General features: G+C 35.1%; 16 protein-coding genes and 1 pseudogene. 3 read left to right on the forward strand and 14 right to left on the reverse strand.

What is annotated here, in order from left to right; all coding sequences use genetic code 11:
- Positions 1-1,283: 1,283 nt before the first annotated feature.
- Positions 1,284-3,857: an ATP-dependent chaperone ClpB gene (gene clpB / locus ACFFIT_RS05495; protein ID WP_385876651.1), complete on the reverse strand. Its 2,574-nt coding sequence runs from the start codon at positions 3,855-3,857 to the stop codon at positions 1,284-1,286.
- A 326-nt stretch (positions 3,858-4,183) separates the two neighbouring features.
- Here clpB and mrcB point away from each other — a divergent pair, with 326 nt between their 5' ends.
- Positions 4,184-6,793: a bifunctional glycosyl transferase/transpeptidase gene (gene mrcB / locus ACFFIT_RS05500; protein ID WP_385876652.1), complete on the forward strand. Its 2,610-nt coding sequence runs from the start codon at positions 4,184-4,186 to the stop codon at positions 6,791-6,793.
- Positions 6,794-7,154: 361 nt separating this feature from the next.
- On the opposite strand, the gene ACFFIT_RS05505 is transcribed toward mrcB, so the two are convergent.
- The 5 genes from ACFFIT_RS05505 to fnr all read right to left on the reverse strand — a co-directional run bounded on the left by ACFFIT_RS05505 (position 7,155) and on the right by fnr (position 11,198).
- Positions 7,155-7,619 carry an FxsA family protein gene (locus ACFFIT_RS05505; RefSeq protein ID WP_385876653.1) on the reverse strand — a complete coding sequence of 155 codons (465 nt, stop codon included), beginning with the start codon at positions 7,617-7,619 and terminating at the stop codon, positions 7,155-7,157.
- 38 nt (positions 7,620-7,657) lie between these two features.
- Positions 7,658-8,038 (reverse strand): aspartate 1-decarboxylase, encoded by a 381-nt coding sequence (panD, locus tag ACFFIT_RS05510; protein ID WP_385876654.1) that lies wholly within the window; start codon positions 8,036-8,038, stop codon positions 7,658-7,660.
- Between the two features lie 75 nt (positions 8,039-8,113).
- Positions 8,114-8,992, reverse strand: a complete 879-nt coding sequence (gene panC, locus ACFFIT_RS05515) for a pantoate--beta-alanine ligase (protein WP_385876655.1) — start codon at positions 8,990-8,992, stop codon at positions 8,114-8,116.
- A 15-nt stretch (positions 8,993-9,007) separates the two neighbouring features.
- Entirely contained in the window at positions 9,008-9,802 is a 795-nt protein-coding gene (gene panB / locus ACFFIT_RS05520) for a 3-methyl-2-oxobutanoate hydroxymethyltransferase (protein WP_385876656.1), read from the reverse strand.
- Between the two features lie 661 nt (positions 9,803-10,463).
- Complete coding sequence (gene fnr, locus ACFFIT_RS05525; RefSeq protein ID WP_385876657.1) at positions 10,464-11,198, reverse strand: fumarate/nitrate reduction transcriptional regulator Fnr; 735 nt, start codon at positions 11,196-11,198, stop codon at positions 10,464-10,466.
- 267 nt (positions 11,199-11,465) lie between these two features.
- Between fnr and bamE the strand changes: the two genes are divergently transcribed.
- Positions 11,466-11,801, forward strand: coding sequence for an outer membrane protein assembly factor BamE (gene bamE / locus ACFFIT_RS05530; RefSeq protein ID WP_385876658.1), 336 nt, complete (start codon positions 11,466-11,468; stop codon positions 11,799-11,801).
- A 107-nt stretch (positions 11,802-11,908) separates the two neighbouring features.
- On the opposite strand, the gene tal is transcribed toward bamE, so the two are convergent.
- Positions 11,909-12,862, reverse strand: a complete 954-nt coding sequence (gene tal, locus ACFFIT_RS05535) for a transaldolase (protein ID WP_385876659.1) — start codon at positions 12,860-12,862, stop codon at positions 11,909-11,911.
- A gap of 221 nt (positions 12,863-13,083) precedes the next feature.
- Between tal and ACFFIT_RS05540 the strand changes: the two genes are divergently transcribed.
- A complete protein-coding gene (locus ACFFIT_RS05540; RefSeq protein ID WP_385876660.1) occupies positions 13,084-13,659 on the forward strand; it encodes a tRNA (cytidine(34)-2'-O)-methyltransferase in 576 nt (191 codons plus the stop codon).
- Between the two features lie 62 nt (positions 13,660-13,721).
- Here the strand turns inward: ACFFIT_RS05540 and cysE are convergent, their stop codons facing one another.
- From cysE to ACFFIT_RS05575, 7 genes and pseudogenes are all read right to left on the reverse strand, one after another.
- Positions 13,722-14,510, reverse strand: coding sequence for a serine O-acetyltransferase (gene cysE / locus ACFFIT_RS05545; RefSeq protein ID WP_385876661.1), 789 nt, complete (start codon positions 14,508-14,510; stop codon positions 13,722-13,724).
- A 64-nt stretch (positions 14,511-14,574) separates the two neighbouring features.
- Complete coding sequence (gene gpsA / locus ACFFIT_RS05550; protein ID WP_385876662.1) at positions 14,575-15,588, reverse strand: NAD(P)H-dependent glycerol-3-phosphate dehydrogenase; 1,014 nt, start codon at positions 15,586-15,588, stop codon at positions 14,575-14,577.
- Position 15,589: 1 nt separating this feature from the next.
- Positions 15,590-16,069, reverse strand: a complete 480-nt coding sequence (gene secB, locus ACFFIT_RS05555) for a protein-export chaperone SecB (protein WP_385876663.1) — start codon at positions 16,067-16,069, stop codon at positions 15,590-15,592.
- A 75-nt stretch (positions 16,070-16,144) separates the two neighbouring features.
- Positions 16,145-16,612, reverse strand: a complete 468-nt coding sequence (locus tag ACFFIT_RS05560) for a rhodanese-like domain-containing protein (RefSeq protein WP_385876664.1) — start codon at positions 16,610-16,612, stop codon at positions 16,145-16,147.
- A 107-nt stretch (positions 16,613-16,719) separates the two neighbouring features.
- A complete protein-coding gene (tpiA, locus tag ACFFIT_RS05565; RefSeq protein WP_385876665.1) occupies positions 16,720-17,487 on the reverse strand; it encodes a triose-phosphate isomerase in 768 nt (255 codons plus the stop codon).
- 96 nt (positions 17,488-17,583) lie between these two features.
- A pseudogene (slyD, locus tag ACFFIT_RS05570) lies at positions 17,584-18,063 on the reverse strand (peptidylprolyl isomerase); the annotation flags it as partial.
- 386 nt (positions 18,064-18,449) lie between these two features.
- Positions 18,450-19,451: a 2-hydroxyacid dehydrogenase gene (locus ACFFIT_RS05575; RefSeq protein ID WP_385876666.1), complete on the reverse strand. Its 1,002-nt coding sequence runs from the start codon at positions 19,449-19,451 to the stop codon at positions 18,450-18,452.
- Between the last annotated feature and the right edge of the window lie 379 nt (positions 19,452-19,830).

The following is a 19,830-nucleotide window of genomic DNA, read 5'->3' on the forward strand; positions in this document are numbered from 1 at the left end:
CTTTACGAACAGCCTTAATGGTTTTATTGGGTAAACGATGAGTGGATGTCGTTTTGCCAATGATGATAACGTCTCCATTAGCAACACTGATATTAGTTTTACCTGAAACTAATTTAGAAGAAACTGTATTTTGTACAGGATTTGTTTTTATAACTTTGAGATCTGCCATGAAATTTTCCCTTAGTTGAATTGTACTATTACTATTAATATTTATATTTTTTTAAATATATGCTCTTGAGATAAATATGATTAAAACATATGAGTAATAGTATGTGTTTTTACGTCAAAAATTAAGTTAATTTACATTAAATTATTAAAATTAACTTTAAATGTAAAATAGATTAAATTTAAGTTTCTAAGTTTATGTATAAAACAGCTTTTGATTACAAATAGACATAAATTTAATATTTTTGACGCCAATTCCCTCACAAATTTTGAAAGAAATATTTGGTAAATACGCGACATGATAAGTCAAAATAAGTTGTGGTGTATGCAAGCAAATTTAATTAGAGAAAAGATTTAATTTTCAATGACCTAAACCCACACCACCTTCTCTTGTGATTTATATCGGTCTAATAGGCTCAGTATGTTCATTTCTTCATTTAAGTCATTCGTTACAATGATATGCTCAATGGAAATCAAGATGCTGTTTTTTGTATTACTCCCCCACTCAATAGATATCGGAATAATATCTGAACTGCAACTTGAAGTAACTTCAGTATAAACAGGCCGAGTTATAAACTGGCTTTTTACACGGTCTTTTGAGATATAGAACCTGCGACTTTAACTTTAAACCTATAATGCGTAGTGATATCTTTCACTTTATGATTGCCTTGTTTTTCGTAGCATTTGATAAGCTAGATTTTGAGATACTGATTAAGCCTTAAAATCTTGATTGACCGAGCCAATATCAGAGCCTTTTTAGTATAATTTTTAGAAGCAAAACTTTCCCTAAATAGATCAGAATCACACAGAACTATCAATAAAATACCGAAGTTAAATGCAATAAAATCGACATAAGTTAAAAAAGTAGTTAAAAAGCCACTTTTTAAAACAAAAAAGAAAAGTTTTTTTAATACGCAAGACAAGTGGAATAATAATTTAGGCGTATTTTCAGGCATTTTTAAATACTTGTTATGCAAATAGTAAATTATTTATAAATTTGAAAGATACTCAGTGATAATGTAGGAGTGAAGGAGTAATAAGGATTTTTTGCATCTCTAGAACAGAAATCTGAGATGCAAGTGAATATAACCCTTCTCGTTATTTCAGCAGTAAATTAACTAATGATGAGTAATTACAAAATTCTGCTGACATGCGTCTATCACAATTTTTTGCCCTGAAAGTATTTCACCAGATAACAATAACCTTGCTAATGGATTTTCAATTTCCTGCTGAATTGCTCTTTTGAGCGGTCTGGCTCCGTATACAGGATCAAATCCGATTTTACTCAATAAACTAATCGCATTATCAGTAATCTCAATTTCATATCCTTTTTCTTCTAAACGAACGTAAAGTTTTGATAACTGGATTTTAGCGATATTTGCAATATCCGATTCTGTTAATGAATGGAAAACGACAATGTCGTCAATCCGGTTAATAAATTCAGGTCTAAAATGTTGTACTACACTTTGCATTACGACTGCTTTTATCTCTTCATATGATTTTGCTGCAAAATTTGACTGAATTAATTCACTACCTATGTTAGAAGTCATAATAATAACGCAGTTTTTAAAATCAACTGTTCTTCCCTGTCCATCTGTTAATCGTCCATCATCTAACACTTGCAACAGAATATTAAATACATCAGGATGTGCTTTTTCAACTTCATCAAGCAAAATGACGCTATAGGGCTTTCTCCTAACTAACTCTGTTAAATATCCGCCTTCCTCATATCCCACATATCCAGGAGGAGCCCCAACTAATCTTGAAACTGAATGTTTTTCCATGTACTCAGACATGTCAATCCTTACCATTGCATCATCACTATCAAAAAGGAAATTTGCTAAGGATTTACACAATTCTGTTTTCCCTACCCCTGTTGGACCAAGAAATAAGAATGACCCAATCGGTTTATTTGGATCAGATAAACCTGAGCGACTTCTTCTAATAGCATCTGAAACAGATGCCACGGCTTCATGTTGACCAATAACTCGCTGATGAAGAGATGATTCCATTCGAATGAGCTTCTCCTTTTCTCCTTCAACCATTTTAGCAACAGGAATTCCGGTCCATTTAGCCAGTACTTCAGCAATTTCAACATCTGTAACTCTATTTTTAAGCAGTTTCATTGCTTTGCCTTCATGCTCTGTTGCATTAAGAAGTTCTTTTTCTAAAGAAGGCAATAAACCGTATTGAATTTCAGACATTTTGGTTAAGTCACCTTGTCTTCTTGCTTGTTCTAAGTTCAATTTAGCCTGTTCAATTTTTTCTTTTACAGATTGAGTACCCATTAGTGAAGCTTTTTCAGCTTTCCATTCTTCTTCAAGGGCAGCATAGTTCCTTTCATTGTCTTCAAGTTCTTCAACTAAAGCGGTAAGACGCTTTTTACTCGCTTCATCCGTTTCTTTTATCAAAGCTTGTTCTTCTAATTTAAGTTGAATAATTCGACGTTCAAGTTTATCAAGAGACTCAGGTTTTGAATCAATTTGTAAGCGGATACTTGAAGCGGCCTCATCAATTAAATCAATTGCTTTATCTGGTAATTGACGGCCTGAAATATATCGATGCGATAAAGTTGCTGCAGCCACAATTGCAGGATCTGTAATTTGAACATGATGATGTAATTCATAACGCTCTTTCAGACCTCTTAAAATCGCAATCGTATCTACGACAGTGGGCTCATCAACTAACACTTTTTGAAAACGTCTTTCTAAGGCTGCATCTTTTTCAATATATTGACGATATTCATCTAAAGTCGTAGCTCCAACACAGTGTAATTCACCTCGCGCAAGGGCTGGTTTTAACATATTCCCGGCATCCATAGCACCATCGCTTTTTCCTGCACCCACCATTGTATGTAATTCATCAATGAAAAGAATCACTTGGCCTTCATGTTTAGCTAGTTCATTAAGAACAGCTTTTAAGCGTTCTTCAAATTCCCCACGATATTTTGCACCTGCTATCAAAGCTCCCATATCTAATGAAAGCACTTTTTTATTCCGCAGGCCCTCAGGAACTTCACCATTGACTATACGTTGCGCTAAACCCTCAATAATAGCTGTTTTCCCTACCCCAGGCTCACCTATCAATACCGGATTATTTTTAGTGCGGCGCTGAAGCACTTGAATAGTGCGCCTGATCTCATCGTCTCTACCAATTACTGGATCCAGTTTTCCATTCTCAGCTCTTTGCGTTAAATCGATTGTATATTTAGTTAATGCTTGGCGATTATCTTCACTGTTAACATCATTCACATTCTCACCTCCTCTCATACTATCAATAGTTTCAGATAATTTTGATTTATCTAGCCCCGATTTAAGCATCAACGCTACTAATTCATCATTTGCATCTATTAAGGCCAATAAAAAAAGTTCCGATGAAATAAATTTATCTTGTTTTTTTTGGGCAAGCTTATCACACAGATTCAGCAAACGAATCAACTTAGCTGAGATCTGAACATCAACAGTCCCTGTCACTTGCGGACATTTAGTTAGTTCTTTTTCCAACATGGGCATCAGGAGAGTTAAATTAACTCCAGACTGGGCTAAAACAGGTCGAATCGTTCCGTGATCTTGTTTTAGCATGGATAGCAATAAATGTACGGGTTCAATATAATTGTGATCTTGTCCAAGGGCTATAGACTGGGCTTCAGATAATGCAGTTTGGAATGGGTTAGTAAATTTATCTATTCTCATTTAATATCCTTATTATTTAATCAACAGGTAGATTTGCACTGAAAACAGTGCTTATAAGAAAACATTTTTCTTCATTTCAAAGTCATTAATATGGGGAGTTCGTTTTTTTTCAAGTGTTCAATGCTTACATTTACACACAATTACGAATCATTTCCTTTCTCTTTTTTCGCTACTCATTACTTGTAACGCTTATCTTTACCTATACGAACCAAAAAATGTTAGAATACTTTTATAGGCTTATCTATTGGTACAATAATGGCCCTGTTGCTCAGCAAAACTAGCATCAGAGGCAAACTTAAAATACACACTTATTTAAAATCAAAGTCATGCAAAACTCACATTTTTCTAAAGAGCGAATTGGCCGAAAACAGGTCCATTCTAGTACAGCAACAAAATCATATGTACCTAGCATAATAGGTAAAATAATTGCTAACCTAAAATTATTTAACAAAGGCAGAGCAAATTCCCATAGTAGTTATACTAAAGATGCTTTTCACCATGATTCTCAAGAGCACTATGACTCAAAAAATGACCATAATAGAACTCATGGTAAAGGAACCCAAAATGAGCCCCCCAAAAAACCCAAAAACTCAATAAAGAAAAGACTTTTTTGGTTTTTCATAAAAGCAACTATTGCTATAGGGACATTAGTTGCTTTGTATGGTGTTTATTTAGACTCTATAATTCGCGATAAATTAGATGGTCCTGTATGGCAGTTACCTGTTGCAGTTTATAGCAGAACAATAGATTTAGAACCTGGACTTTTATATGACAGCAAAAAATTAAATCAATTACTCCAAAGCATGCAATATCGTCAAGTTACTAAGGTGATCCGTTCAGGTGAATTTTCTGTTACTCCTACTGGTGCTATTGAAGTTTGGAGGCGAGAGTTTACATTTGCAACAGGATTTTCTAACGTCCAAAAAGTATTGATTTCATTTTCTAATGGCCGTATTAGTCAAATTAAAAACTTGGAAACAGGTAAGATGCTAGCCGCACTCTCTATCGATCCCCGCTTAATTACACTTCTTCCTTCTCCAAATGGAGAGCAGCGCTTGTTTGTTGAGAGAGAACGTTTTCCTGATACGTTAGTTGACATACTATTAGCAGTTGAAGATAGAAATTTTTATAACCATGAGGGGATAAGTCTGTACTCTATAGCAAGAGCAATAGTGGCTAATATTGCAGCTAAAAGTAAAGTTCAAGGTGCAAGTACTTTAACACAGCAAACAGTTAAAAATATCTTTTTAACCAATGAACGAAGCTATAGACGTAAAATAAACGAAGCATACATGGCCATTTTATTGGACTATCGATACGATAAAGACAGAATTTTAGAACTTTATTTAAACGAAGTCTATTTTGGTCAAGCAGGCAATGAAGAGATAAGAGGCTTTCCTTTAGCAAGCCTATATTATTTTGGACGTAATATTGAAGAACTTAGTATAGATCAACAAGCAATGTTAGTTGGTATGGTAAAGGGTGCAGGAGTCTATAATCCTTGGAATAAACCTGCCAATACCATTGAACGAAGAAACGTTGTTTTAAAAGTAATGCAAAATCAAGGATTCCTAGATGAAATGGCTTATAAGATGTATAGTTCAAGGCCTCTTGGAGTTAGAGAACGTGGAGGTGTTATTTCTCCTCAACCAGCGTTCATGGAATTAGTTAGAAAAGAATTAGGGCTCAATTTTGACAAAGACAGCTTAGCAGCTTTGTCTGGTGCTAAGATATTTACAACCCTAGATCCTTTAACACAAGACGCAGCAGAAAATGCATTACAAACCTCAGTACCTGAATTAAGAAAAAAATCAAAGCTTGATGACATAGAAGCGGCTAGTGTTATTGTAGATCGTTTCAGTGGTGAAGTACGTGCAATGGTAGGAGGAAGTGACACTCAATTTCCAGGATTTAACCGGGCCTTAAATGCAAGACGCTCAATTGGTTCGTTAGCTAAACCGCCAGTGTATCTTGCTGCGTTAACATTCCCAGATAAATTGAGGCTAAATACGGTGATCAATGATTCACCTTATCATTTAGCACAAAAGAACGGCCAAATTTGGAGCCCAAATAACTATGACAGGAAATTTAGAGGCCCTGTCTTATTGGTAGACGCACTGGCAAAGTCATTAAATATCCCTACAGTGAAAATTGGAATGCAAATTGGTATTGATTATGTTGGCCAACAAATGCAAGCCATGGGTATTCCAAAACAACATATCCCAAATTATCCTTCTATGCTTTTAGGGGCTTTGAATCTGACGCCAACTGAAACTGCACAAATGTATCAATCGATTGCAAGTGGAGGGCAAAAAGCTGAATTGACGGCCGTCACTTATGTTCTAGATAAACACAACAGACTTTTATTCAAGAAACTCCCCAAAGCAACACCTGCACTGTTACCTGAAGCAGCCTACTTAACTCTTTATGGAATGCAGCAAGTAGTTACTCAAGGTACAGGCCGTGCATTATTGAATAACTATAGTCAATATAACCTAGCAGGAAAAACGGGAACAACAAATAACTTAATTGATAGCTGGTATGTTGGAATTGATGGAAAAGAAGTCGCCATTTTTTGGGTTGGTAGAGATAACAATCAAACAAGTAAACTGACTGGTTCCTCCGGAGCACTTAAAGTATATGAATCTTATTTGTCTTATCAGGCTCCATTAGCACTCAACCCCTTAAGACCTAAATCGATTGCAATGATGAATATTAATAAGGATGGCACTTTTAGCTGCTTTCCTTCCTATAGAGTAATTCCTGTATGGACTAATGAACCTGATAACCTTTGTAGACAAGGGATCTCAAGTTCAGCAAATGAAATTTTAAATCAGTTTGCTCCCAAAGAATCACCAGATGTAGATGAAAATGGCAATCAATATATTAATGAAAATAGGGTTAATACCCCATCTCCTAATGGATTTAACTGGTAAGGTATTAGTCTCATAAGTTTTGATAGTTTTGCTTAATATCTTAAATTAAGACGGATCTATATCATTTAGATATACCCGTCTTAATTTACACATAAACCTTGCGGTATGCATATACCTAATGGAAATCAGAATGCAGATTTTGCTAATGTTTAACACTCACAGAATGGGCATTAGGATAATATCTACAACTTGAAGTAACTTGAGTATAGCAATTTTAATGTTCAAAATTACAGAAGAATAGGACAAAAAAATCTTATTGTTATTTAGTCACTACACTACGTGTAAATTAACCCTTAGCTAATTATGGGATAAAATTCCTTTTAAAAAGAATAAAAAGCCTAAAGCATTAATTACTCCACATTTATTTCCTATCCTCTTGATGGGGTAAACTGCCCTTATTCTCTTCCTTTTTGTAGTAATCTCCGTCAATGATGTCATCATCAAATGTTTTACTGCTATAAAAAGAACTCTGGAATTTAAACTTTTTATGAAGTTTCGTATACAAAATCTTTTGAACATACGGAATCAATAGGATTAATCCTAAGATATCCGTTAAAAATCCAGGTATTAATAATAAAAGACCTGAAAGTAAAATAAAAAAAACATTAATTGTTTCAAAAGCACCATTTTCTTGATTTTGCATGCGACTTTGAAAATTTTTTAGATTGGCTATGCCTTGACGTTTAACAAGCCCAATTCCACCAACCGTAGTTAATAAACCTAAGATGATAGCAGTTAATACACTTGTTTCATTCGCAATCCAGACAAAAACAGAAACTTCGAAATAAATTAATACAAAAAAGCAGAATAAAAAAATAAGTTTCATAACCACCTCAAAAAGGTTAATTGCATTTTTTAAATAGACTAAGAAACCTGGACAGGGATTGCTTTAGCTGTCCTTCGCAATACATTCTCATCATCAAAATAGCCTATTTTAGGTTTATGCTTACGCGCTTCTTCATCACTCATTTGCACATATGAACATATAATTAGTCTATCGCCGACTTCCACGCGATGGGCAGCTGCACCATTGACCGAGATGATTTTAGAACCCCTTTCTCCTGCAATAGCATAAGTAGAGAATCGCTCTCCGTTATCAACATTATAAATATCGATAGCTTCATATTCTAAAATGCCGGCAGCGTCCATAAAATCTAAATCAATAGCACACGATCCTTCATAATGCAGATCTGCCTGCGTAACACGAACTCTATGTAGTTTTCCTTGTAAAACGGTACGAATCATAATTTCCTCGGGTATATGTTATTTAGGATTAACCATCATTATTTTAATAGTTAATCGTTTTAAAAATTAAAAAAATTACTCTTTATCCAAGGATAAACTTGGTAACGCTACAATAATATTATCGATCAACCTAGCTTTTCCCAATACAGCAGCCATCAGTATCACCGCATTTTTACTATGTACAGTTAAATCTCCTAAAGTATCGGCATCACAAACAAACAATTCATCAGGGATAAATCCTTGCTGCAGCAGCAACTCTTTTGCCTTATCTAAAATAGGAGGGATAAAGAGTTCACCTTCTTTTATCTCATTGGCTATCATTCCCATAATTTTAGCAAGAAAGGGGGCCTGAGCCCTCTCCTCATTTGACAATAGTACATTCCTTGAACTCAACGCAAGGCCATCTTCATGTCTTATTGTTGGTAAGCTTTTAATTTCGATTTGAAAACTTAAATCTCTGACCATTTTACGAATGATCGCCAATTGCTGGAAATCTTTTTCTCCAAAACAAGCGATATCCGGCTGAAAAATATTAAACAACTTTCCAACAACCGTAGTTACCCCTCTAAAATGACCAGGTCTGTTTGCTCCTTCAAGCACATAAGACAATTTTGGTACTTCAATAAAAGTTTGGGAATCTAACGAATCATGCGGGTACATTTCAAAAACTGTAGGAGCAAAAACCAAATCAGCTCCGGGTCCATTAGCAATTTTTTCACAATCTTGCTGAAGGGTTCTTGGATAATTAACAAGATCATCTGGATTGTTAAATTGTAAAGGATTGACAAAGATAGAGACCACTAAATAATCAGCATATTGTTTAGCTAATTCTATTAAAGCGAGATGCCCTTCATGCAAATGTCCCATGGTTGGAACCAAGGCAATTTTTTTATTTTCTTTTTTAGCTAGTGAAACTAATGCTTGAGCGGTAGAGATTTTTTCAACTAATTTCATGAATGTCTTACCATACTAATTAAAAGAGTGAATTTCTGCAGGGTAAACTTCAGCTTCCACTTCTGACTTATAGAGTTTAATAGCTGAGGCTATATCTTTACTCTCATTTAAAAAATTTTTGGCAAATTTCGGTATTTTTCCCTGTGTTATTCCTAGCGCATCATGCATAACTAATATTTGTCCATCAGTATATTTTCCTGCACCTATACCTATTACCGGTATTGATAATTTTTCCGTAACTTCTTTAGCCAGTAGAGTAGGAACACACTCTAAGACTAACATTTGAGCGCCTGCATTTTGTAAAGCGATAGCTTCTTGAATTAATTTTGCAGCAGAAGTTTCATCTCTTCCTTGGATTTTATATCCACCGATCACATTAACGGCTTGCGGGGTAAGACCTAAATGCGCACATACAGGTACAGATCTTTGTGTAAGTCCCATAACGGTCTCAACTAAAAATGCTCCGCCCTCAAGTTTAACCATATTAGCACCAGCTCTCATAAGAATCGCTGCATTTTCATAAGCAGATGATACTGTTGCATAACTCATAAAAGGCATATCAGCCATCAGAAAACACTCTGGTGCCCCACGCTTTACTGAACGGGTATGATAAGCAATATCTTCTATTGTAACGGGTAATGTCGAATCATGGCCTTGCAAAGTCATACCTAAGGAATCACCTACAAGCATAACTTCGATACCACACGAAAAAAAAAGAGCGGAAAAACTGGCATCATAAGCTGTAAGTGTTGCAAATTTTTGCTTATTTTGCTTATATTTCAATAATTGGCTAATTGTTATTTGAGTCATGGTTATTTCCTTAGTGCTATCACTAAAGCACTAGTTAAATGAAGTACTATGTAATTAGAGCTGATGTCCATAATCTAATTATACAGTAAAAGGCTATTGTCTCAATCTATTGTTTTATTTCATGGAGATAGTTTGTACAAGCAGAAAATAATATATTAATCGGCTATCAACTCAATGAAAAAAGTAATGTGCAGGAATTAAATGCGTAAGAATTAAACGCTAAGTTTACACTTTCTAAATATGAAAAAACTAAATTATGTGTAAGCTTTTTGATTGCTTACCGCCCTAAAGAGCGATATTTCCCACTTTAAGATTGACATCAGTCAGGTATGGTTTCAGTTGAAAAGGTGTGTGGAGTACCTGTGCTCTATCCTATACCACGTTCACCTATTGGTGGTTTATTCGTTGCAAGGCGAGTAATTGTGGCATGCTTTAGTTGCGATCCTATTTCGCTAAGTGCGGGTGGTGCACCAAGATAATGACTTAAATCGTATGTACAATCGCAAAAAAACAAGTTAGCGCCCTTATATGCCCGCCCAATTGAGCAATGGTTTTCCGGCCTTTTGCTAAAACTAGCTAAAGTTAAGGCTGTTTTAGCAAATAACTAAACAAAAGGATTATCTATTTTTTGTGATAAATGAATGTGGCTAAGTGGAAACTATTAACCCGATAGTTTTTCAAGTGCTTCAAAATCTATAATTTCAACAAATTTTCCTTTCACTAAGAGCATATTATGGGTTTGTAAGCGCCCAAATAAACGGCTAACGGTCTCTACAGTTAATCCAAGATAATTAGCAATCTCACCACGAGTCATACTTAGTCGAAATTCTTTCGAGGATAGCCCTCTATCTGCAAAACGTTTAGATAAAGTCAATAAAAATGAAGCCAGTCGCTGTTCTGCATTTTTTTGAGAAAGAAGTAGAAGAACATTTCGATCACTTTTTATTTCACAACTCATTAATCTCATTATTTGCTGTCTAAGTTTATGTAATTTACCGGAGAGTTCATCTAAAACATCAAAAGGAATTTCACATACCATAGATGTTTCTAGTGCTTCAGCAAAGCTAGGATGTTCCTTCGCCATGATGGCATCAAAACCAACAAGATCACCTGGTAAATGGAAGCCAGTAATTTGTTCCTCTCCGTCTTCCGTGATTGTGTAGGTTTTCATAGTCCCTGCTCTTATCGCAAATAACGATTGTAAAGCATCACCAGCGCTAAATAACGTCTGCCCTTTTTGAATTGGCTTTTTACGCTCAATGATACTATCTAGTTGCTCTAATTCAGAATTAGATAGAGTAAATGGAAGACAAAGCTGGCTAATACTACAATTTTGGCAGTGGATGGAAGAGCGACTATTCGAAAATTTTTGAATTACTTGCGCATTGTTCGTCATAAATAATCCCTCATAATGACAATTTTATTAACAGTCTGAAATAGTTTTTCATTGCAACTTATTTTACCACTATATTAAGATGTTAACATAGAAGAATTCACAAAAAATATACCATTCCAGACAAATCTTTCAGAAAAAGCCTTTTTCTGCTTATTTTTTTACAATTTATAGTTACGATAAGAAAAATCCTATCTTCATATGCATTTTATAGGTACAATAGAATTAGATTAATTAAATCATTTTAAACTCTGTTTTTAAGGAATACCCATGAGAAATTCAGTTCAATTAACATTAGGACTTACTTTAGCGGCATTATTTACTTTGACTGGCTGTAAGACTATCTTATATAAACCTGATATCAATCAAGGCAACTATCTAGAAGCTGGTTCAGCACAAACCATTGAAAGAGGAATGAATCAAGAACAAGTAAAATTCCTACTTGGTACCCCAATCACTACGGATATTTTTGATAAGAATAAATGGATTTATCTTTATAGACAGGAACCGTCACGCCAATCACTGGTTCAAGAACAACTTGTTGTTACTTTTGATGAGCAAGGAACTGTAATCGATATCACTCATCAGCCTAGAACCAATCTATAGCTTCTTTAATCTAGTGAAAAATCATACAATACAACGTATATTTACATTTTTCTAATTGTTTAGATATTTAAGATAAAAAAAATCCCCCTTTATAGGGGGATTTTTTTTTATAATTTTTCTTTAATCATCGTCTCAAGTTTTTCTTGATCTACAGCAAATTTTCTTATGCCATCAGCAAGTTTTTCAACTGCCATTGCATCAGAATTATGGCCCCAATAAAATTCAGCTTCCGTCATTTTTGTCGGTTTTGGTTTAATTTCACCGTCATAACTAAGTTTTCTTATAAGAGTTCCAGTTGTCTCTGAGAGTTCTTTTAATAAATTAGGGGAAATAGTGAGTCTATCACACCCTGCTAATTCAATAATTTCACCAATATTTCTAAAACTAGCGCCCATAACAACAGTACCATAGCCATGAGATTTATAGTAATGATAAATTTCACTGACAGAAATGACTCCTGGATCTGTTTCGGCACTATACGTAGTATCAGGATTATTCGCTTTGTACCAATCTAATATACGACCAACAAATGGAGAAATCAAATAAACCCCTGCCTCTGCGCATGCTCTTGCTTGAGCAAAAGAAAATAAAAGCGTTAGATTACAATTAATGCCTAATTTTTCTAATTCTTCGGCAGCACGGATACCTTGCCAGGTTGAAGCCAATTTAATTAAAATTCTATCATTACTAATGCCTGCATCATTATATAATTTTATGATTTTTTTAGCTTTTGCTATGCTAGCTTGAGTGTCATAGGATAGTCTTGCATCAACCTCAGTAGAAATTCGTCCAGGGATCAACTTTAGAATCTCTAATCCTATATTAACGGCTAATTTATCTCCTGCATCAATAATTTGATCTGCGCTATTATGACTTTGTAATTTTGCATAAGCAATAGCATCCTCGATTAAAGGTGCATACTCTGGTAGTTGAGCCGCATTTAAAATAAGGGAGGGATTTGTCGTCGCATCTTCAGGCTGGTATAATCTCATTGCTGCGATGTCTCCGGTATCAGCAACAACTGTTGTAAATGCACGTAACTGTGTTAATTTATCTGACATATATGACCTCATGTTTAATTTATAGTGAATTTAATTCGGCATTTGATTCTATCATTAATAATTTAAAAGGACTATCTGTATGGAATGCATTTTCAACTTTTAATCGAGATTCTTCAATTATAGCCGTAAAGGAAAGTCATATTATAAGTAACGATTTACGCGACTATAATAATAGGTTATGATTTATGACTGATTATCCACATAACACTTAGACAATTTTTATGATTAACATAGTACTTTATCAACCTGAAATCCCCCCAAATACTGGGAATATCATCCGTTTGTGTGCTAATACCGGATTTAATTTGCATTTAATCGAACCTCTTGGCTTTCCCTGGGATGATAAGCGCTTAAGAAGAGCAGGATTAGATTATCATGAATTCGTTAATGTAAAGAGGTATAGCGATTTTTGCCTATTTTTATGCCAAAATGACTTTGTTTCACTTAATGAGTATGAGCAAGTCATGCATTTAACACAAAGTGAGCAAGAAAAGAAATTAACTGAACTCTATAGAGAAAATAAAAATAATAATCCATGCGCACCGAGATTATTTGCGTTAACGACTAAAGGCCATGGTGCACATAGTGAAGCTATGTATAAAACTAACGATTTTTTACTTTTTGGCCCTGAAACAAGAGGAATTCCAATGGGAATTCTTAATGAATTAGATAAGGAAACAAAAATAAAAATCCCCATGACACCAGAAAGTCGAAGCTTGAATTTATCTAATTCTGTCTCAATTGTTGTCTATGAAGCATGGCGTCAACTAGGGTTTGAAGGAGCTGTAAACCTATAGCTCAACATGGATAACTCTTTTTGTTGTGCAGTCAAGTATACTTAGGGTGTAAAAGATGAATTCTATATTGAAAAATCTTGATTCATTTCATATGATGCTGCGGTTTCATTTATTTTTTTAACCAATTTTGCAGGGATACCAGCAACAGAAGTATAAGGTTCAACAGGTTGCAATACAACAGAGCCCGCGCCAATTTTAGCCCCCTTGCCTACTTCAATATTACCAAGTACTTTAGCGCCCGCCCCAATCATTACACCTTCTCTAATTTTAGGGTGTCTGTCTCCAGATTCTTTTCCCGTACCGCCTAAAGTAACAGATTGCAAAATAGAAACATCGTTCTCAACAACAGCTGTTTCACCGATAACAATTCCTGTCGCATGATCGAGTAAGATGCCGCAGCCGATTCTCGCAGCGGGATGGATATCAACACCTAGTTTCACTGAAATTTCATTTTGCAGAAAAATTGCAAGCGCTTGTCTTTGATTACCCCATAGCCAATGACCAATTCGGTATGCTTCTAAAGCATGGAATCCCTTGAGATAAAGTAATGGAGTAGAATAATGAGAAACCGCAGGATCTCTTGTTACAACCGCGATGATATCTCTAGCAGCCTGTGAAACCATATCAGGATGTTTATCAAATGCATCAAGAATAATGTCTCGCAATATCACTGCTGGCATAGTGGCACTGGCTAATTTTTCCGCAAGAATATAGCTTAGTGACCCTGATAAATTATTATGCCTTAATATGGTAGAATGATAAAAACTTGCTAAAACAGGTTCTTCTTCAACTAAGGATTTAGCTTCAATCTGTACATGATCCCAAACAATTTGAATTTCTTTATGCGACATACAGGCTCACAATGATAAGTTAAAAAAGTGAAATGGATAAGCTTAGCAGATTTGATAATTCACTTTAGATAGAAGATCTTTCTTCTGTTTTTTCTCTACCTAATAAAGCAAGGGAAGCACTCTGCGCAGAGTTACCCTCATACAAAATACCATACATTTGCTGAACAATAGGCATAGATACTTTTTGGCGCAAGGCTAATTCGTAAACTTCTTGTGTATTTCTAAACCCTTCAACTACTTGCCCAATTTCGGATAAAGCCTGCTCAATTGACTCACCTTGACCAAGTAATAAACCAAATCGCCTATTTCTTGATTGATTATCAGTACAGGTAAGAACCAGATCACCAAGCCCAGCCATCCCCATAAAGGTCATCGGATCTGCACCTAAGCTAACACCCAATCGAGTAATTTCAGCAATTCCGCGAGTAATTAAAGCCGTTCTAGCATTGGCTCCAAATCCCATTCCATCAGCAATACCTGTAGCTATAGCTATCACATTTTTAACAGCCCCACCTAATTGAACACCAACCATATCATGATTAATATAGGCGCGAAACCGTTCTTCATTGTGCAATAAATTTTGCATATCTTCAGCCAGTTGCTTATCAGTAGAAGCAATACTGATAGCTGTAGGCAATCCAGCAGCAAGTTCTTTAGCAAACGTAGGTCCAGAAATAACTGCTAAAGGAATATTTTTGCCTAATATTTCTTCGGCTACATCCTGTAATAATCTTCCAGTATTCACTTCTAGACCTTTAGTTGCCCAAATCAACCGATTTACTTTGCGAATGAATGGCTTAACTTGAAATAATACTTCTCCAAAAACATGGCTTGGTACAACAATCATCAAATCGTCATATTCAGCAACTATTTTAGCTAAGTTAGAAGAAATTTCTAAGTTAGATGGAAAAGTAATACCCGGTAAAAACTGTGTGTTTTCTCTCACTTCAAGCATTTGTTGCATTTTATCTGGATTATGCCCCCATAAAACTACCTTGTGGCCATTTTTTGCTATGCTAATAGCAAGTGATGTTCCATAAGAACCGGCACCCAAAATTGCAATTGAAGATTTATTCATCTTATGAGTCCGCTTGTCCTGCGTTTAGATCAGCTGCACCTTTTTGGCTTTGTTCTTGTAAGTAATTCATGAACAATTGATCGAAATTCACAGGCGCAAGACTAATTTGCGGGAATGTACCCCTTGAGGACAAACTAAGTACACACTCACGCGCAAAAGGATAAAGAATGTTAGGGCAATATGCACCTAAGCAGTGTGCTAATTGTCCGCCTTCAATTCCTTCAATCGAAAAAATACCGGCCTGTTGAACCTCACATAAAAAAGCGATTTCACCTTCAACTTGGGTGGTTACTGTAAGACGAAGAGCGACCTCATAAACGTTATCGCCAAGTTTAGTAGAACTCGTATCTAAGTCAATTTTAACTTCTGGTTTCCACTCTTTTTGAAAAACAAAAGGAGATTTTGGGGCTTCAAAAGAGATATCTTTAGTGTAAATACGCTGGGTTTGAAATGTCATTTGCGGTGCTTGTTGTTCAGACATAAGTTATCCTCAATATGTTATAAAATTTTAGAGTTAATGTAATTAATTTATCTAATTACGAATATAAATCAATTGTTATTTGCCTTTAACTAATGGTAAATTTTCACCATTCCACCCAGCAATTCCTTCTTTTAGTGTAGCAACACGCATAAAGCCTTGTTTCTTATATAGTTCACTCGCACTTGCCCTTGAAGTCATTCCGGTAGCACATGTCACTATAATAAGTTGATCTTTATATTTATCTAATTTACCTAGGCTTCCTTTCTTAATTTCCGCTGGGAGTAAATTAATCGAGTTTGCAATGTGCCCCGTCCTAAAATCACTATTACTTCTTAAATCAACAATTATCGCGTCATCATTGTTTAGCGCTTGAATGACTTGAGCTCTAGTTAAATCTACAATTTTAGAAAATTTAGCTTGTATAGTCAGAACGATAACAAGTACTAATAAGCCTACCCATGCGATAGACAAGAGAGGATGATTTTGAAAAAAAGTCGGCAGTTGAGCCAAAAAAGGGTATTGTTCACTGAAATTTTGAAACATATGTTTTCTCGAAATTAAAAAATCAATCTAAAATTTATCTGAAAAAGATAAAAAATAACGAAGTAATACGACGATTAGCTTCATGATATTACTTCGTTGTTGAGTTATTATGCCTTATACGCTTGTTCAGCAGCTTTTACAATCACAGCAAATGCATCAGCTTTAAGAGAAGCTCCACCAACTAAAGCACCATCAATATCAGGTTGTGTAAAAAGTTCTGCTGCATTATCAGCATTAACTGAGCCGCCATATTGTATGATGACTTGTTCTGCAACTTTCGCATCATGTTTAGCTATATGCTGACGGATAAACTGATGGACAGCTTGTGCTTGTGCAGGAGTTGCAGATTTACCTGTGCCAATTGCCCAAACTGGCTCATAAGCTATAACAGCCTGATTAAAAGCATCGCTTCCAAGGGCGTTTAATACTGCGTCTAATTGTTGCTGACAAACAGCTTCTGTTTGGCCAGCTTCATTTTCTGCTTCAGTTTCCCCAATACATAAAACAGGAGTCATTCCAGCGGCTTTAACCACAGCAAATTTTTTTGCTATCAGTTCATTAGACTCTTTATGATACGTACGTCTTTCACTGTGTCCTAAGATAACATAGTGTACGCCAACATCTTTAAGCATTGCTGCAGACGTTTCGCCTGTAAAAGCACCTTGAATATTCACATCAGCATTCTGAGCGCCTAGAGCTATTTTTGAACCTTGAATTAACAATTCAGCTTGTGATAAATACATAGAAGGGGGCGCTATGGCAACATCACAGTCTGTAACAGTGGCTAATTCAGACTTAAGACCCTCAATAAGTTCTTTAACCATTTGATTGTTACCGTTTAACTTCCAGTTGCCCATGACTAAAGGTTTACGCATTTTATCTCCTTACCCATATGATAGGTTTCTTTCTAACAATTTATTAGCATTTCATTTTATGAATAAAATAATAAATCTTGATCACATTTATAATTAATGATGATGTCCATGCTCTCCATGAGCATGACCATGCTGGATTTCTTCCGCAGTAGCTTCTCTGATAGCAAGCACTTCAACAGAAAAATGTAATTGTTGCCCTGCTAGAGTATGGTTTGCATCCACCACGACAAATCCGTCTTCCACAGCCGTTATTTCTACAGGAATTTCACCCTGATCTGTATCCGCTAAAAAGCGCATACCAACTTCAAGTGTTTCACTGTCCTGGAAAACTTCTGAGGGAACACGTTGAACTAAATTATCATCGTATTCTCCATATCCCTCTTCAGCTGACAAAGTGACTTCAAATGATTCACCGACTTCTTTACCCTCTAAAGCATTTTCTAATCCATCAAGTAAATTAAAATTTCCATGTAGATAGTCAAGTGGGTGTTCTTTTGTTGCTTCATCTAAAACTACACCATCTTCATTTTTTAATGTGTAAGCAATCGATACAACAACATTTTTATCTATTTTCATTTTCTTTCCTAAAATAATTTGAATTAATATGAGGTTAACAGTATTTATACCACAAGACATTGAGGCCAAAGAAATCATTCTTTATTTGACTTCCTCAACGCTTATCAGAAATGTTGCTCTTCGTTATACGTATCAGAGGTTGCTTAATTAAAATAAAATGTCAAAGATCTTAATGCTAGAAAAAACAAAATAATAACGTGTCTAAAGACTTGGTTTTAGCTAGTTGCAAAAAGGCTCACAAACCACTGATTATTTATTTAAAAAACACACATTAATTAAAGGTTGCGACTCAATACCCTTATAATAACATAGGATACCCTTTTATGGGATAATGACATATAATTTTATTAATTAAATGTCATTATAATGAAGTTAATATCCAATTATTAATGATCAAAATGTATTTCATTAATTAAAGGGAGCTTAGACTTAAAGGCCATTACATTTTCTAATGTCGTAGTGGCGATAGAATCTAGTGCTTCTTTGGCTAAAAATCCTTGATGCGATGTGATAAGTACATTTGGAAAAGTCATTAACCTGGCCAATTTATCATCTAATAATGGTTGATCTGACAAATCATGGAAAAAAACACCCTCTTCTAATTCATAGACATCAAGTCCAACCCCACCAACATTGCCCGTTTTTAACGATTCAATTAAAGCTTGAGAATCAACCAATCCTCCCCTACTGGTGTTAATAATAACAACCCCTTTTCTCATTTTTGCCAATGTCTCTTTATTAATTATATGCTGAGTTAACTCAGAAAGAGGCAAATGCAAAGAAATGATATCTGACTCTCCCAGTAATTTATCAAGAGAAACGTAATCAAATCCTATGTTTTTTGCGAGTTCAGGGTTTTCAAACGGGTCATAAGCTAGAACTTTACATCCAAATCCTTTCGCTATTTTAATAGTCGCTTGGCCTATTTTCCCTGCCCCTAAAGCACCGTAAGTTTTTCCATGTAGCGTAAAGCCCTCTAATCCATCAAGGGAAAAATTTTGATCTCTCACCCTATTATATGCCCTGTGTACTTTACGAATTAAAGTCAGTAACAAAGCAAAATTATGTTCAGCTACCGCCTCTGGTGAGTATGCTGGAACTCTGGCTACTTTTACACCATGTTCATCAGCAGCCCTTAAATCGATACCGTTATAACCAGCGGCTCTTAGTGCAATAAGCCCAACACCGAATGATTTTAATTTGGCGACCACAGTTTCATCAACATGGCAATTAACAAAAGGACAAACCACATCATAATGATGGGCTAATTCTACTGATTTAATATGTAATCTTTCCTCAAAGTAATCAATTTTAAATCCAAAACTTTCATTAGCAAGAGTAAATGCTCTTTTATCGTAAGCTTTAGCGTCAAACACTGCGATTCTCATATTCTTTCTCCATATAATAACTTTTAATCTATTAGTTCATATTTTACCAATAAATCTACTCACAAAGTGACTAATCAATTAGTGAATTGCCTTTTCAGACAATTGATGAAATTCCTTTTTCCACCCCTCAAATTTATTGTTGTAAAATATTTTAAGGTACAAGAAAATATTAACATGCGGATCTAGCATCTAGTCTATATAACTGAGGAAAAATTATACCATTTTAATGACTCTTATCAAAAAAACACTCACTTTATATCGACCTTTATTCATTTCTAATACGGATAACAATTTTTTCTACATACATTAAATGTCAGGGGGAGATTAAACTTTTGCCAGCTTCATCAGCATTTAAAATCATCCCCTTGTTAAATTGAAT

This window comes from Thorsellia kenyensis (assembly GCF_042432445.1).
Taxonomy (GTDB): domain Bacteria; phylum Pseudomonadota; class Gammaproteobacteria; order Enterobacterales; family Thorselliaceae; genus Thorsellia; species Thorsellia kenyensis.